This window comes from Paenibacillus nicotianae, assembly GCF_042681745.1.
Taxonomy (GTDB): Bacteria; Bacillota; Bacilli; order Paenibacillales; family Paenibacillaceae; genus Saccharibacillus; species Saccharibacillus nicotianae.
This window is the reverse complement of the sequence record NZ_JBHUGF010000011.1, coordinates 18,606-32,299: the sequence shown is the minus strand read 5'-3', so window position 1 is coordinate 32,299 and position 13,694 is coordinate 18,606. Positions and strand designations below refer to the sequence as shown.

16 protein-coding genes and 1 tRNA gene are annotated in these 13,694 nt (G+C 38.8%); all 17 read right to left on the bottom strand.

Annotation, left to right across the window (positions count from 1 at the left end):
- On the bottom strand, positions 1 to 444 hold the full coding sequence (gene rplI / locus ACFSGI_RS18855; RefSeq protein WP_204825759.1) for a 50S ribosomal protein L9: 444 nt from the start codon (positions 442 to 444) through the stop codon (positions 1 to 3).
- Positions 441 to 2,435, bottom strand: coding sequence for a DHH family phosphoesterase (locus ACFSGI_RS18850; RefSeq protein WP_204825758.1), 1,995 nt, complete (start codon positions 2,433 to 2,435; stop codon positions 441 to 443). Before ACFSGI_RS18850 ends, rplI begins: the two co-directional genes overlap by 4 nt.
- 11 nt (positions 2,436 to 2,446) lie before the next feature.
- Positions 2,447 to 3,394 (bottom strand): DUF2232 domain-containing protein, encoded by a 948-nt coding sequence (locus ACFSGI_RS18845; RefSeq protein WP_379284063.1) that lies wholly within the window; start codon positions 3,392 to 3,394, stop codon positions 2,447 to 2,449.
- 96 nt (positions 3,395 to 3,490) lie between these two features.
- Positions 3,491 to 3,949, bottom strand: coding sequence for a CBS domain-containing protein (locus ACFSGI_RS18840; protein ID WP_204825756.1), 459 nt, complete (start codon positions 3,947 to 3,949; stop codon positions 3,491 to 3,493).
- Positions 3,950 to 4,118: 169 nt separating this feature from the next.
- Positions 4,119 to 5,141: an LCP family protein gene (locus ACFSGI_RS18835; protein ID WP_204825755.1), complete on the bottom strand. Its 1,023-nt coding sequence runs from the start codon at positions 5,139 to 5,141 to the stop codon at positions 4,119 to 4,121.
- Positions 5,142 to 5,366: 225 nt separating this feature from the next.
- A complete protein-coding gene (gene rpsR, locus ACFSGI_RS18830; RefSeq protein ID WP_069326395.1) occupies positions 5,367 to 5,642 on the bottom strand; it encodes a 30S ribosomal protein S18 in 276 nt (91 codons plus the stop codon).
- Positions 5,643 to 5,663: 21 nt separating this feature from the next.
- Positions 5,664 to 6,170: a single-stranded DNA-binding protein gene (gene ssb / locus ACFSGI_RS18825; protein WP_204825754.1), complete on the bottom strand. Its 507-nt coding sequence runs from the start codon at positions 6,168 to 6,170 to the stop codon at positions 5,664 to 5,666.
- A gap of 40 nt (positions 6,171 to 6,210) precedes the next feature.
- On the bottom strand, positions 6,211 to 6,498 hold the full coding sequence (gene rpsF / locus ACFSGI_RS18820) for a 30S ribosomal protein S6 (protein ID WP_204825753.1): 288 nt from the start codon (positions 6,496 to 6,498) through the stop codon (positions 6,211 to 6,213).
- 257 nt (positions 6,499 to 6,755) lie between these two features.
- Positions 6,756 to 6,847: transfer RNA gene (locus ACFSGI_RS18815), tRNA-Ser, on the bottom strand.
- Positions 6,848 to 7,434: 587 nt separating this feature from the next.
- Entirely contained in the window at positions 7,435 to 7,653 is a 219-nt protein-coding gene (locus ACFSGI_RS18810; RefSeq protein ID WP_204825752.1) for a DUF951 domain-containing protein, read from the bottom strand.
- Positions 7,654 to 7,760: 107 nt separating this feature from the next.
- Entirely contained in the window at positions 7,761 to 8,789 is a 1,029-nt protein-coding gene (locus ACFSGI_RS18805) for a mechanosensitive ion channel family protein (protein WP_204825751.1), read from the bottom strand.
- Positions 8,790 to 8,801: 12 nt separating this feature from the next.
- Positions 8,802 to 9,044, bottom strand: coding sequence for a putative Se/S carrier protein (locus ACFSGI_RS18800; protein ID WP_379284421.1), 243 nt, complete (start codon positions 9,042 to 9,044; stop codon positions 8,802 to 8,804).
- A gap of 175 nt (positions 9,045 to 9,219) precedes the next feature.
- A complete protein-coding gene (locus ACFSGI_RS18795; RefSeq protein ID WP_204825749.1) occupies positions 9,220 to 9,732 on the bottom strand; it encodes a DUF4446 family protein in 513 nt (170 codons plus the stop codon).
- Between the two features lie 97 nt (positions 9,733 to 9,829).
- Positions 9,830 to 11,002: an aminotransferase class V-fold PLP-dependent enzyme gene (locus ACFSGI_RS18790; protein WP_204825748.1), complete on the bottom strand. Its 1,173-nt coding sequence runs from the start codon at positions 11,000 to 11,002 to the stop codon at positions 9,830 to 9,832.
- Positions 11,003 to 11,018: 16 nt separating this feature from the next.
- A complete protein-coding gene (locus tag ACFSGI_RS18785; protein WP_204825747.1) occupies positions 11,019 to 11,867 on the bottom strand; it encodes a ParB/RepB/Spo0J family partition protein in 849 nt (282 codons plus the stop codon).
- Entirely contained in the window at positions 11,860 to 12,621 is a 762-nt protein-coding gene (locus ACFSGI_RS18780) for a ParA family protein (RefSeq protein ID WP_204825746.1), read from the bottom strand. Before ACFSGI_RS18780 ends, ACFSGI_RS18785 begins: the two co-directional genes overlap by 8 nt.
- A gap of 94 nt (positions 12,622 to 12,715) precedes the next feature.
- Positions 12,716 to 13,534, bottom strand: a complete 819-nt coding sequence (gene noc / locus ACFSGI_RS18775; RefSeq protein ID WP_204825745.1) for a nucleoid occlusion protein — start codon at positions 13,532 to 13,534, stop codon at positions 12,716 to 12,718.
- Positions 13,535 to 13,694 lie beyond the last annotated feature (160 nt).

Here is a 13,694-nt window from a genome sequence, read left to right as displayed (position 1 = left end):
TTACTCCTCAGTAACTTGGACTTTGAGCGTTGCTTTCACATCATGATGTAATTTTACAGCAACTTGTGTTACACCAAGTGTACGGATAGGCTCATCCAATTCAATTTTACGTTTGTCGACTTTATGTCCTTGTTTGCTCAAAGCTTCAGCGATTTGTTTGCTTGTAATCGCTCCGAATAGACGTCCACCTTCACCGGATTTAGCTTTTAAATCCACTGTTAATGCTTCGAGTTGTTTTGCAAGAACTTCCGCTTCTTCTTTTTCTTCTTGTTTTTGTCTTTCTACAGCGGCTGCTTGATTTTCAAGAATTTTTACATTACCGCCTGTTGCTGGTTTAGCATGACCGTTTTTGATCAAGAAGTTTTGTGCGTAACCGTCTGCCACCTCTTTTACTTCACCTTTTTTACCGCTGCCTTTTACGTCTTTAAGAAAAATAACTTTCATTCAAATAACCCCTCTTCCTTTTCCATTTGATCTAGTACTTCACGAAGTCGTGACTCCGCATATTCAATACTTCCTTCAAGCTGAACTGCTGCATTGGTCAAATGACCGCCACCGCCTAATCGTTCCATCACGACCTGTACATTCATTTTACCAAGAGAACGGGCACTAATTCCAATCAACCCATCCATTCGCTCACTAATCACAAATGAAGCATGTACATTATTCATATTAAGTAGCGAATCTGCTACCTGTGCAATCAGTAACTGTGGAACCTGATGACCTGGCTCAGTTACAGCCAGAGCAACATGATTATGAATAATTTTGGCGTGCTTAATAATTTCAGCTTTGGCGATATAATCGCCTAATTCTTCTTTGAGCATTCGTTGTACCAATACGGTATCCGCACCATTGCGGCGCAAAAATCCTGCCGCTTCAAATGTACGTGAACCGGTATGTAGTGCAAAATGCTTGGTGTCTACAATAATTCCAGCCAGAAGCGATGTCGCTTCCAGTGTTGTAAATTGTACTTTATCATGAATATATTGCAATAGTTCAGTAACAAGTTCACAAGTAGAAGAAGCATATGGCTCTAAATATACCAGAACAGCATCATTGATAAATTCTTCTCCGCGACGATGATGATCTACAACTACGACACGCTTCGCTCGATCCACTAACTTCGGCTCAATCGTCATCGACGATTTGTGTGTATCCACCACGACTAACAAGGTTTGTTCAGTCATCGCATTCAGCGCTTCGTCCGGTGTAATAAAACGTACCGATAATCGTTCGTCTAGCTCGATGCGTTCCATCATTTTCTCAATCGACGGATTCACTTTATCAAGTACGATATAAGCATCTACATCATACATATCAGCAGCTTTGAGCATCCCAATCGCTGCACCGATTACATCCATATCTGGTATTTTGTGACCCATAATCATAACCTGATCACTATCTAGCATTAGATCACGCAGTGCATGAGCAATCACACGTGCACGCACTCTTGTACGCTTCTCTACTGCATTAGACTTACCGCCGTAAAAAGATAGACGCTGATCTGCTTTGACTGCTGCTTGATCTCCACCGCGTCCCAGAGCCATATCCAGACTGGATTGCGCCAGCTCGCCAAGCTCACTGATACTACCTGCACCGAATCCTACTCCAACGCTAAGCGTTAACGGCACTTTAAGATCGGCTGTCATTTCTCGAATCTCATCCAAAATCACAAATCGACTTTGTTCCAATTCGCGCAAAGATTTTTGATTCAGTAGCAATAAATAACGCTCAGAGGATAATCGTCTTACATAAATACCGTAGTTTTTGGCCCAATCGGTAATACGTGTAGCCACACGCGCAATCAGACTGGTACGTTGCTGATCGTCCATTCCTTGCGAAGCTTCATCAAAGTTATCCAAAAATACAATACCCAGTGCAAGACGTTCTTCTTCATGACGATCACGCAAGTCTGCAAATGTCGTTACATCTTGCAAATAAATCAAGCGTTCATCAGGTAAAATAATAAATTCGATCGTTAAATGTCCATGTGGCAATTCAAAGCGTACTTCTTTTGAAGACTCTTTACGTGCTTCTTCTTTTGCTTGTTGATACGTATCACCAAATCGAGGGAAGCATTCTTCAAGCGAAGTGCCTACTAATGTTTTGCGTCCAAACATACTCCCAATATAACGATTATGCCATTCGATCGTATACTGATTGTCATATAAAATAAGACCAAAAGGAAGCGTACTGACCGCTTCCTCTTCTACCCGTCTAATCCGAAAAGATAATCCCGCAATATATTCGTCTAATTCTCTGCGAAACGTAAGCTCTGCACGAAGTAAAGATACACCGAACAAAATAACACCACAAAGTGCAGCCAGTCCGATCATCCAATTGAACCAAGACAGCAAAATGACCAGAACCAGCATCAGCAATGAAGCCCATACTGTCCGATAACCATGCCAGCGGTTTAATAAAAAATTAGGCATCATTCATCACCTTACCGTTTCGGTCTCGTAATATATTCGCGGAGCGGGAACGCTAGATCAATAATACCAACAATACGAAGTGGCGGAATCAATACCACGACTAAAGCTAACAGAAACGGAAGAAACGAATTCCATTTCCGATGATGGCCTAAGAAAAATACAAAGCCAATCGTTTGAATTGTAAAAGCAATATGTATCAGCGGCATAAAATTAAGCACGAAAGCTGCCAATACACCTGTTATGTTCGTAGCTACAAAATATTCTAAAAACACAGCAAGTAAATAATACCAGATCAATGATCGCGGTAATCTCCAATCACGCGCAGGTCTTAATCTAGGAACAGAATAATTCATGCCTTCCAAAATCGGACGACAAATCGCATGTGTAATCACAGCCATCGTAAATGAACTGATAATCAGAGCAAATGGAATCATCTGTAACGTATAATTCCATAGTCCGCGTACAAATTCAGGCGAGAAGATATCAGCGATATCTGGATTGATATCTGCCATAGCTCGCATCGGAGCAACAGATAGCTCTACAATGTCTTTTACATAGATAGCTAGATTAAACTTATATACTACTGTAGCAAAAATTAATAACAATAACATTTCAACCAGAGTTGTAATCCCGGTTGTAAATATCACTCGAAGCGCAGATGCATTCTTTTTGTACAATCGTCCCATCACAATACCTGGAACCATAAAGAATATGCCCAGTATCGCTACATAAATGCCTAACCTACCTTCTAGCTGAATGGCTACGATCAACGTAATCAACCAGACTGGAACCAGGTGCATAATGAATTGGCGCAAGGATAGTGTCGAGTACAGCACGACTACAGGCACAATCAGAAAAAATATCGTTATAATGGATAATGACGTTAATAAAGACAGCAACAGAAGCAAATAAGCTATACTCCATGCCACCGATGTCCAGCGCAATTTCAAAACATTCACCTCTTACCTACATGTTATTCAGCAATTAGCTAAAAAAGATTTACTCATAATTATAGCATAAACGCTAATAAACACACATCGATTTATCGATACCGCTTACGTAACTTTCATATTCTTAGCCATTCTTGATTTTTCAGGGTTATACTCCCCGCTACGTACAAATTGCTCACAATATTCTATAATCTGACTACGTCTTACAATACCAATAAAACGATTCATATCATCGACAACAGGTACAAAGTTCTGTACTTTTGCTAGATTGATCAAATCCTCCATATTAGCATCTATGGATACAGGCTTATTATCTTTTTGCAAAGGTACATCCGACATTAAAAATTTAGAAGCGTTCTCAAAAGTCACTTTGCCTTCGGAATTTTTCATAAACCATAATAGATCGCCTTCTGTAACTGTACCTGCGTATCCTCCATCTTTATTCAACATCGGTACTGACGTATAGCGATGGTATTCCATTCTTTCAAGCGTCTGACGTAGTGTCGAATTAAGGGTGACACAAACGACCTCCTGCTTCGGTAGCAGAAAAAACGCAATATTCATGAAAAATCCTTCCTCTCATAATCTCAAGACCACGAACATGATCTTATCCTGAATCATTGTTTGGGTATGAATAGGCTTATGCTCAATCCTGTACAGTACGTTTCAACTCATACTTCGTTTCAGGATTCTCTTTTTATTCTAAGCGATATTGACGAGACAATAAAGCAAGCTAGTGAATCAGAGAACCCGCAGTGTCGGTAGCCCCATCGGCTGAATCTCTATTATTTATATCGGAATCAGAAGCGTCTGATTTCATCCATTCATTGATCAAATCTCTCGCTTCTTTAATTTCACTTTCACGCGGCACTTCATAATAGACACCATCTACATATTCTCCATCACCAGCAATCGTAAATGAAGTCACAGCAGGCTTGCCGGTACGTAAAATTTGACTTGCTAAGCCTGTAATTGTTTGTGGACGCATATCTGTTTTGAAATTAGTGCCCATAATATTTAACAATTGAGGAATTTTTTCGACCTGATTAAGCTGTATCGCCTGGTCTGCTAAAGCTTGCAAAAAAATCTGTTGACGTTTGGTACGTCTAAAATCACTATCTTCACGATAGCGCACATAATAGAGCGCTTCTTGCCCAGAATAAATAGGCTTACCGCCTTTGATAGTAAACTGCTCATGATTAGGATCTTTATTTACGATATCTTCTTCTATCGGTAATTTTATGCCTCCTAAGGCATCTACAGAATCAATAAGACCTTGAAAATTAATCGTAGCGTAATATTGTAGCTTTTCATCCATCAAATTCTCAACCGTATCCATCGTCATCTCAATACCACCAAATGCAAACGCATGATTGATTTTATCTTTTTTGTTTTTACCTACAATCTCAGTATACGTATCACGTGGAATCGAGATCAGTAACACTTTAGATTCCAGAGGACGCATAACCGCATAGATAAGGGTATCTGAACGTGCAGTTTCGTTATCACGTTGATCACTTCCAACCAATAACATTGAAAACGGCTCTGTCAGCACAGGAAGTTCTTCGGTAGCTTCTTGCTCGCCCCCGATTTGACGTACAGGTTGATATGTCTGTTCTAATTGATCTTCAATACTCCCTGCTACAAACCAATCGAACATCAATGCAGAGATCGGTTTCCGCAACAGAAAAAGGCTTCCAGCTACGACAACTAATGCAATTGCAGCTCCAATAGCTATTTTACGTTTTCTCGCCATTCATCCATTCCTCTTTTCAGACAGACCCGTATTATCTTCATTAAACGTTTGATAACGACTATGACACAGGTTGATGGTTTTGCTCATTATACTTCAAAAAGCATATTTACAACATAAAAAGCGCACAGGATCACATCTTCGAAATCCAGACATGATTCTGTGCGCTATGGAAACAGACAAATCAACGATTTATCTGCATATATTTATAATAGTAATAAATATATACTACTCAGTTGTGTAAGGTAGCAATGCGATTTGACGAGAACGTTTAATCGCGATTGTCAACATACGTTGGTATTTTGCACTTGTACCTGTTACACGGCGTGGCAAAATTTTACCACGTTCGCTGATAAATTTACGAAGCAAGTCCGTATCTTTATAATCGATGTGCTTAATTTTGTTTACAGTGAAAAAACATACTTTACGACGTTTGTTACGGCCACGGCGTCCACCTGGACGTCTGCCTTCTCCATCGCCGCTTTCGCGTCTATTGAAGCTCATATCATTCAGTCCTTTCTTTCATTAAAATGGCAAATCATCATCGGAAATATCTATCGGTTTACCGTCATCAGAGAATGGGTCCTGGTTATCTCGTGAGTTGTTGTTTCCATTATTACTATTATAGTTGCTACGGTTATTACCGCCACCGCTATTATTAGAATAATTGGAAGACTCTTCACGGGATGATCCTCCACTGCCACCACCATCACGATTAGATTCAAGGAAACGAACATTATCAGCAATAACTTCAGTCACGTATACACGTTTTCCTTCATTATTCTCATAATTACGTACTTGAATTCGGCCTTCAACCGCAGTTAAGCGACCTTTTCGTAAATAGTTAGCACAAGTTTCAGCCAGTTGTCTCCAAGTGACGACCGGGATAAAGTCCGCTTCGCGCTCTCCACCTTGGCTCGTAAAAGGACGATCCACTGCTAATGTAAACTGGGTTACAGCTACACCAGCGGGTGTATAGCGAAGCTCCGGGTCTTTGGTTAACCGGCCGATCAAAATGACACGGTTTAGCAATCCAATCCCCTCCTCGAACGGTTCTTACAATTTAAGCAGATTATTTAGTAACGTCAACAGTAATGAGATAACGAATAACATCGTCAGAAATCTTCATAAGACGTTCTAGTTCAGCAACAACTTCTGGTGCTGATTGGAAGTTTACCAATACATAGATACCGTCACGAATTTTCTTGATCTCATACGCAAGACGACGTTTACCCATTACATCATGCTTTGTAATTTCGCCGCCGTTTGTGATGATGCCTTTGAACTTCTCAACAGCTGCATCTACAGCTTCTTGTTCCAGTTCAGGACGAAGAATGTACATCACTTCATAATTGCGCATAGTTTTCACCTCCTCTTGGACTAAGGCCCCTAATCAATGTCAGGAGCAAGGAACGAGCACAGACTCGAACTATATGATTATACCAAAATGCAAGATATGAATACAAGCTTTATTTTGATGAAAATGAAATTTATTTTAGCTTACTATAACCTCATCCTCTTTTTACGATACATATAAATTAAAAAAGCTCCATCGCAATTCTGCGACAGAGCTTAGTAAACAATATGTAAGTGGTAAAAATCATGTGGAAATCGAAGTGGCGGAGAGAGAGGGATTCGAACCCTCGCACGCCCTGAAGCGCCTAACTGATTTCGAGTCAGTCCCCTTATAACCTCTTGGGTACCTCTCCTTGTCTGAGTTGACAACAAAATTGATTATACTGCATTGTATTAGGGTTGGCAAGAATAGATTTCCCTTTACAGAACAGCATTTTCCGCCTATATTGGTACCTGGTCATAATGAAGATCAACTATACATATGGTGTTCCAATCTAAGCTGTATCTATCTGTACTATAACAGTTTTAGTATAGTTGTTGCCATTAGGCAAAGCATTATACACTCTATGCATTTTTATAAATTTTGATGAATAATGCTTATTTTGATAGATTTTATCTCTATATCCATCATTTCTGTTCTACCAATCTTCTTACACCTTTTTCAGCATATTTTGGCTTGAAATTGTGTAAAATTGCTTACGATCTGTACTTTATCCTCTGATTAATGCCTGTATTGAAGCATCTATCTATTATAAAACTTGCTTTCACTCCTCTCCTGTTATATTCTACTAATTCATTGTTTATATTAATGCGATTGTTGCTGTAGTTATGCACAATCCTAATCAAAAGCAAATAAAAAAGGTTATCCACAGTGGATAACCTTTCATTTAACTCTTTTCTAGCTCTATTCTGTTGATAACTTTATTTCTTTTTTGCTCGCTTACTCACTCATTGGTTGAACTTCACTATCAGCCGATCGTAATACTTTTTTCATATTTTTCTCAAATTTGGCTCTAGGCACTAATATACTATGCTTACAACCTACACATTTTATTCGAATATCCATCCCCATTCGAATAATTTCCATCTCATTACTTCCACAAGGATGTGGCTTTTTCATTTGCACAATATCGCCCAATTGAAAAACCTTACGTTCCATTTTTTCACCCTCCACCGTTCCTAATCAACTTCACTTTCTCTATCCTACTATAATCTTATAATTTAGCATACTTATCCACATGTTTATATTAATGATTATCAAAACTTTTATTGATCGTTGGATATATTTTCATCTCGTTTATCTTTCGCTTTTGATTCCAGTTCTCCTTCACCTTGCAATGGAGAATTTGCTGATTCTACTTCTTTTTGTTTTTGATCTTCTTCCTCTTGTTGTTGCGCTTCTAACAGTAAACGTTGCTCTTCTTCATGATCGAGTGCTTTTTTGACAGCCGTTTGTACAGCACGTTCTACACCTGCTCTTGAGTTAGGCTGACACTCGGCAACAATCCGAATCGCATACTCTGCTGTGGTTAAGGATTGAATCCCTAATACTTCTGGCATTTTCAACATTTCTGGATGGTCGTCTTTCAATTCTTCTACCGCTTGTTTGACTAATTTCAGCGCATCATCCATACTTCGTTCTAATTTCAATGGAACATCGACTACAGCTAACGAATTAGAAAGCGAGAAGTTGGTTACACTGATAATCGAACCGTTCGGAATAATATTCACTTCACCATTCCAGCTTACCAGACGGGTTGTACGTAATCCTACCATCTGTACAGTTCCTTTATACGTTCCGACCTGAATCACATCACCTACAGCAAATTGGTCTTCAAAAATAATAAAGAATCCTGTAATAATATCCTTCACTATACTTTGTGCACCAAAACTGATCGCTAGACCTGCTACTCCGGCTCCTGTTAATAATGGCGTCAAATTAAATCCAAATTCATTCAAAACTAACATAATCATAATAAAATTAAATACACTCGAAACGACATTTTTTAATAGTTCGCCTATCGTAATAAATCGTCTTGGATTCGTTCTGAGTCTGCTTTTGTCTTTCCCTTGCAAAGAACGCTCAATTACTTTGCTTATCACCTTAATAGCGATTTGAGTCAGTATAAAAATCAGTATGATCCGAATACTAGAAAATAAAAATTGCCACCACATATCGGTATCGCTTGCCCATTTCCACAAACTGCTTGTAAATCCACTCACTTGATCTGTCGCTGTTTCTGTTAATTGCTGAATATCTTGTCCACCTATTTCTTGATTTAAAAAGCCTTTCATTTATTCACCCTCCTATAACACAACTTGCTCATATGTCTGTTGTTTTTGTTTAAAAATACCCCGGATTTCCACTTGTTCTGCTTTGATAATATGATCCACTTCCTGCAAATCTGTTGCTGGGAATTGTATACACAACGCGCAACCAGCAGTAATCTCTTTCGGTGTAGGGAACATATCATTTTCAATATCTGCATATTCGAGTAACATCTCTGCTCGCAAAGCCTGTTGTGTAGAATCAAACGCAATTATCAGTATATCATCCACCTTTTTCTTTACCCCCTTTTACAATTGATGTCCCTACAAATAGTACTTTCTCTTTCTTAAAGCTTACACGTATCTGTGCATAGATACAAAATCGCCGCCGCACACATAAGAGCTGTATTAGCATCTTTGCGATTACGACGGCGATGATAAGGCATTTAAACCTTATTTATGATTTGGTTAGTGTTGGCGATTTTGCAAGTTGAATGGCTTCTTTTTCTTCAGGAGATAAGTTGTAGGTAGATTCGCTTTTGACGATTGGCTTAGCATACATATAAGAGCTATCTCGGTTATGAAGCCCTGTAAGAATAACACCGTCTGATTCATCATTTAGAATCGCTAATGAAAAGCTAAGATCACTACCATGATCAGAAAACGCATTGTATCGTTTCATTCCGATATGTGCTGGTACTTGGCGTAAACGATTTTCGATCGCTTGAAAACGATCGCGTTTATTTTGTTCATCATCTTCGATCGAATCCATTTGTAATTTCAAATCTAGCAATAGAGTTTCTAAGTTTTCGACTCCGCTGCCTGCCATCATCTGATTGTATCGTTTACGCATTTTGCTTAATTTGACTGCTTGTACGATAGCAATAATCAATAAAATAATCATGATTACAGCTATACCTCCTACAAACAAATACAACTGTTCTGCTATCAGTCCATTCAATTCCGCCATCGTTGTCTGCTCTCCTCTTTCCTTCTTTTATTGCTATTTATATTTTCTAATCAGCTTAGTTAGAATATCGTATTTATTGATTGATTCCGCTCTGATTTTACGTACGATGGATATATCCAATAGCTTCGATCAGTCGATCTATATCATCTACAGTAGATCGGTATCCAACGCTAGCACGTACAGCGCCTGTATTTAAAGTTCCGGCAGATAGATGAGCAAGTGGAGTACAATGCATTCCTGCTCTTACTGCTATATCGAATTCTCGATCTAAACGAAAAGCGATCTCTGCACTGTCTTTATGCTCCATTATAAAAGATACAATACCTGTACGTTCTTTGCCAAGTTCTGGTCCCAAAACAGACACCCCGGGGATATGCAGTAACTGTTCTATCATCATTTGCGACAAGTGTTGCTCTTCTTCCGCAATAGTGGTTACAGAACGCTCTAACACATGTCGAGCACCTGCATGTAGACCTGCTATACCGGGTGTATTAGGCGTTCCTGCTTCATAACGATCCGGTCTTACTGTTGGTTGATGAATCTCTTCTGATTGGCTTCCAGTGCCTCCATAGATCCAAGGATGAAGATCCAGATCAGGCGCTATATATAACCCACCTGTTCCTTGCGGACCTAACAATCCTTTATGACCTGGAAAAGCAGCCATATCGATTTGCCATGTTGATAAAGATACCGGTATATGCCCGGCACTTTGAGCGATATCAACCAAAATTTTGGCTCCATGATCGTGAGCTATACTAGACAATTCAGCCACAGGTAATATGCTACCTAATAGATTAGAGCTATGATTACATACCAAAAGCCGCGTTCGCGGCCTAAAAGCTTGATCGACTTCAGCTAAATTAATATCTCCTTGAGCATTTACAGGAATATATGTTATTTCTATTCCGATACTGCGTCTTAGCGCTTCTAAAGGTCGACGTACTGAATTGTGTTCTGTCATCGTCGATATTACATGATCGCCTGCTTCTAGATACCCTTGAATAGCCATATTCAAAGCTACTGTAGTATTAGCTGTAAAAGCAATATCTACAGGGTTATGTACATCCAGAAGTTTGGATAATGTTTTGCGACAGTTAAATAATTCACGACTCGCTTGAACAGCCATACGATGGCTACCACGACCAGGATTAGCAGAAGCTTGTTCTAACGCATATAACAATGCTTGACTCACTTCGGGCGGCTTAGGAAAAGATGTGGCTGCATGATCTAGATAGATTACATTTTGACCCTCATGATATTGAGCTGACAATGTAGCATCCTCCTGCTTACATCTGATTTAACATTTCTAACAATCGTTCTAGATCTTGTTTGCTGTAATAATTTAATTCAATTTTTCCTTTGTCTTTGTTGCTATGTTTGATTTTAACCGTCGTTTGAAAACGATCACGTAATGTTTCTTCAACATCTACTAGATAAGGATCTGTTTTTTTTGTTTTACTTTTAGTCGAATCTTCTTTCTTTTTGTCTAGATTCTGGACTGCTTCTTCTAATTGACGTACATTCCATTCTTGTTCAATCGCTTTATTAGCTAAAGCAATAATAACTTCTTCTTTTTTCACACTTACTAATGAACGCGCATGTCCCATCGATAATGTTCCACGTGAAACATGTTCTTTTACAGCATCAGGCAGTGATAATAATCGTAAAAAGTTAGCGATATGAGAGCGAGATTTGCCTACTTTTGTCGCTAATTCTTCTTGAGTCATTTTGAACTCTTCCATCAGAGCTTGATAAGCTGTAGCTACTTCAAGTGCATTTAAGTTCTCACGCTGTACATTTTCGATTAATGCTATTTCCATCACTTGTTGATCTGTAAAGCTACGAATCACTGTAGGAATCGTTTTTTTGCCAGCTACTTCTGAAGCACGGTAGCGACGCTCTCCTGCAATAATTTCGTATCCTTTAAGCACTTTACGTACAATAATGGGTTGAATCACACCATGCTGACTGATAGATTCTGCTAATTCTTGAATCGATTCATGGTCGAAATTTTTGCGTGGTTGATATGGATTAGGACGTAATTCTTTTAAACTAATTTCTACAATTTTATCGTCATCATTTACAGATAATGAAGGAATCAGTGCATCTAGCCCCTTACCAAGACGTTTACTCATAAGAAACCACTTCCTTTGCCAGCTCTAAGTAAACTTCTGCTCCTTTAGAACGAGGATCATAAGTAATAATCGCTTTACCATGTGAAGGTGCTTCACTCAAGCGAACATTACGCGGAATAATAGTCCGGTATACTTTATCTTGGAAATATTTTTTAACTTCTTCGATCACCTGAATACCAAGATTGGTACGTGCATCTAGCATTGTTAATAATACGCCTTCAATCTGAAGATCAGTATTCAAATGTTTTTGTACCAAGCGCACTGTATTTAATAGCTGGCTTAGACCTTCAAGCGCATAATATTCACACTGAATCGGAATCAATACAGAATCTGCTGCTGTTAATGAATTAATAGTCAAAATACCAAGCGACGGTGGGCAGTCAATTAAGATGTAATCATAATCTTGTTTGACCTGACTGATTGCATTTTTCAAACGCAATTCTCGTGATATTGCAGGTACTAATTCAACTTCTGCTCCTGCAAGTTGGATCGTAGCCGGAATAATATGCAATCCTTCGATTACAGTCGTTTTAATCGTATCTTTGGGAGCAACATCATTGATAATAATATCGTAAATACAATTTTCAACATCCGCTTTATTAATACCTACTCCACTGGTTGTATTTCCCTGTGGATCAATATCGATTAATAGAACCCGTTTACCCAAAGTTGCCAGACAAGCTCCCAGATTGACAGATGTGGTTGTTTTACCAACGCCACCTTTTTGATTCGCTATAGCTATAATTTTCGACAACTAATTCACCCCAATAGTATGAAATTCGCTTGATGATAACAATGTTTATTCCGTTCTATACTAACAGCCTAAATGCAAAATAAGCACTTCGCTGTTAGCGCTTTGGTATCTTTATCACAATTTCATAATGATCTTCATGATCTTGTTCAGAGGTATTAATCGCGAGCCCTGATCCAGATACGAGATCAATCGATTGGCGAATCGTATTCAGTGCTAATCGCACATCTTTGGTATACGAGATTCGTTTAGATTTTTTAACGATTTTTGTTTTTTCTTTATAAAAAGCCACCCGAGCTTCTGTTTGTTTTACATTCAATTCTTTTTCAATAATTTCGTTCAATATACGAAGTTGTAACTCTTCATTTGCCAGTGATAATAAAGCGCGAGCATGTCGTTCAGTAACTTGACGAGCCATTAATGCTTGCTTAATCACATCAGGTAAATTCAAAAGCCGAATTTTGTTAGCAATCGTAGACTGGCTTTTGCCTAACCGTTGAGCCAAACTTTCTTGAGTGAGATTATGCAGATCAATTAATTTTTGATAAGCCATTGCTTCTTCTATCGCTGTTAACCCTTCACGTTGCAAATTCTCGATCAAAGCAATTGAAGCCGCTTGTGAATCATTGAACTCACGAACAATAGCCGGAATCGTTGGCAATCCCAATTTGGTAACCGCCCGATAGCGCCGTTCACCAGCAATAATTTCGTATTTATTATTACGCATACGTACAACAATAGGCTGAATTACACCATGAGTTTTGATCGTCTGGCACAATTCTTCGATTTTAGCATCATCAAAAATAGTACGGGGTTGATACGGGCTAGTTGTGATATTCGCAACTGGTATCTGTTTGACTTCTTCCCCATTTGCGCGTTCAGTCAAGCCAAACAATTTGGAAAATTGTTCTTTCATTCGGTATAAGACCACCTAATCTCGTGATAGCAACACCTGAATGACAGGTGTACTTGGTAATACTAATAAGACATACAACTTATTTCCTTGTACTTCCATCTATATTATTTTAGCACTTTTCAACCCATAATCCTATGATAGAACAACAAAAATTGTGACT

Coding starts and splice junctions, on each gene's coding strand:
- noc (WP_204825745.1), bottom strand. CDS start 13,534: ATGAAAGAACAATTTTCCAAATTGTTTGGCTTGACTGAACGCGCAAAT.
- rpsF (WP_204825753.1), bottom strand. CDS start 6,498: ATGCGCAATTATGAAGTGATGTACATTCTTCGTCCTGAACTGGAACAA.
- ACFSGI_RS18795 (WP_204825749.1), bottom strand. CDS start 9,732: ATGGCGGAATTGAATGGACTGATAGCAGAACAGTTGTATTTGTTTGTA.
- rplI (WP_204825759.1), bottom strand. CDS start 444: ATGAAAGTTATTTTTCTTAAAGACGTAAAAGGCAGCGGTAAAAAAGGT.
- ACFSGI_RS18785 (WP_204825747.1), bottom strand. CDS start 11,867: ATGAGTAAACGTCTTGGTAAGGGGCTAGATGCACTGATTCCTTCATTA.
- rpsR (WP_069326395.1), bottom strand. CDS start 5,642: ATGAGCTTCAATAGACGCGAAAGCGGCGATGGAGAAGGCAGACGTCCA.
- ACFSGI_RS18805 (WP_204825751.1), bottom strand. CDS start 8,789: ATGAAAGGCTTTTTAAATCAAGAAATAGGTGGACAAGATATTCAGCAA.
- ACFSGI_RS18835 (WP_204825755.1), bottom strand. CDS start 5,141: ATGGCGAGAAAACGTAAAATAGCTATTGGAGCTGCAATTGCATTAGTT.
- ACFSGI_RS18850 (WP_204825758.1), bottom strand. CDS start 2,435: ATGCCTAATTTTTTATTAAACCGCTGGCATGGTTATCGGACAGTATGG.
- ACFSGI_RS18840 (WP_204825756.1), bottom strand. CDS start 3,949: ATGAATATTGCGTTTTTTCTGCTACCGAAGCAGGAGGTCGTTTGTGTC.
- ACFSGI_RS18810 (WP_204825752.1), bottom strand. CDS start 7,653: ATGGAACGTAAGGTTTTTCAATTGGGCGATATTGTGCAAATGAAAAAG.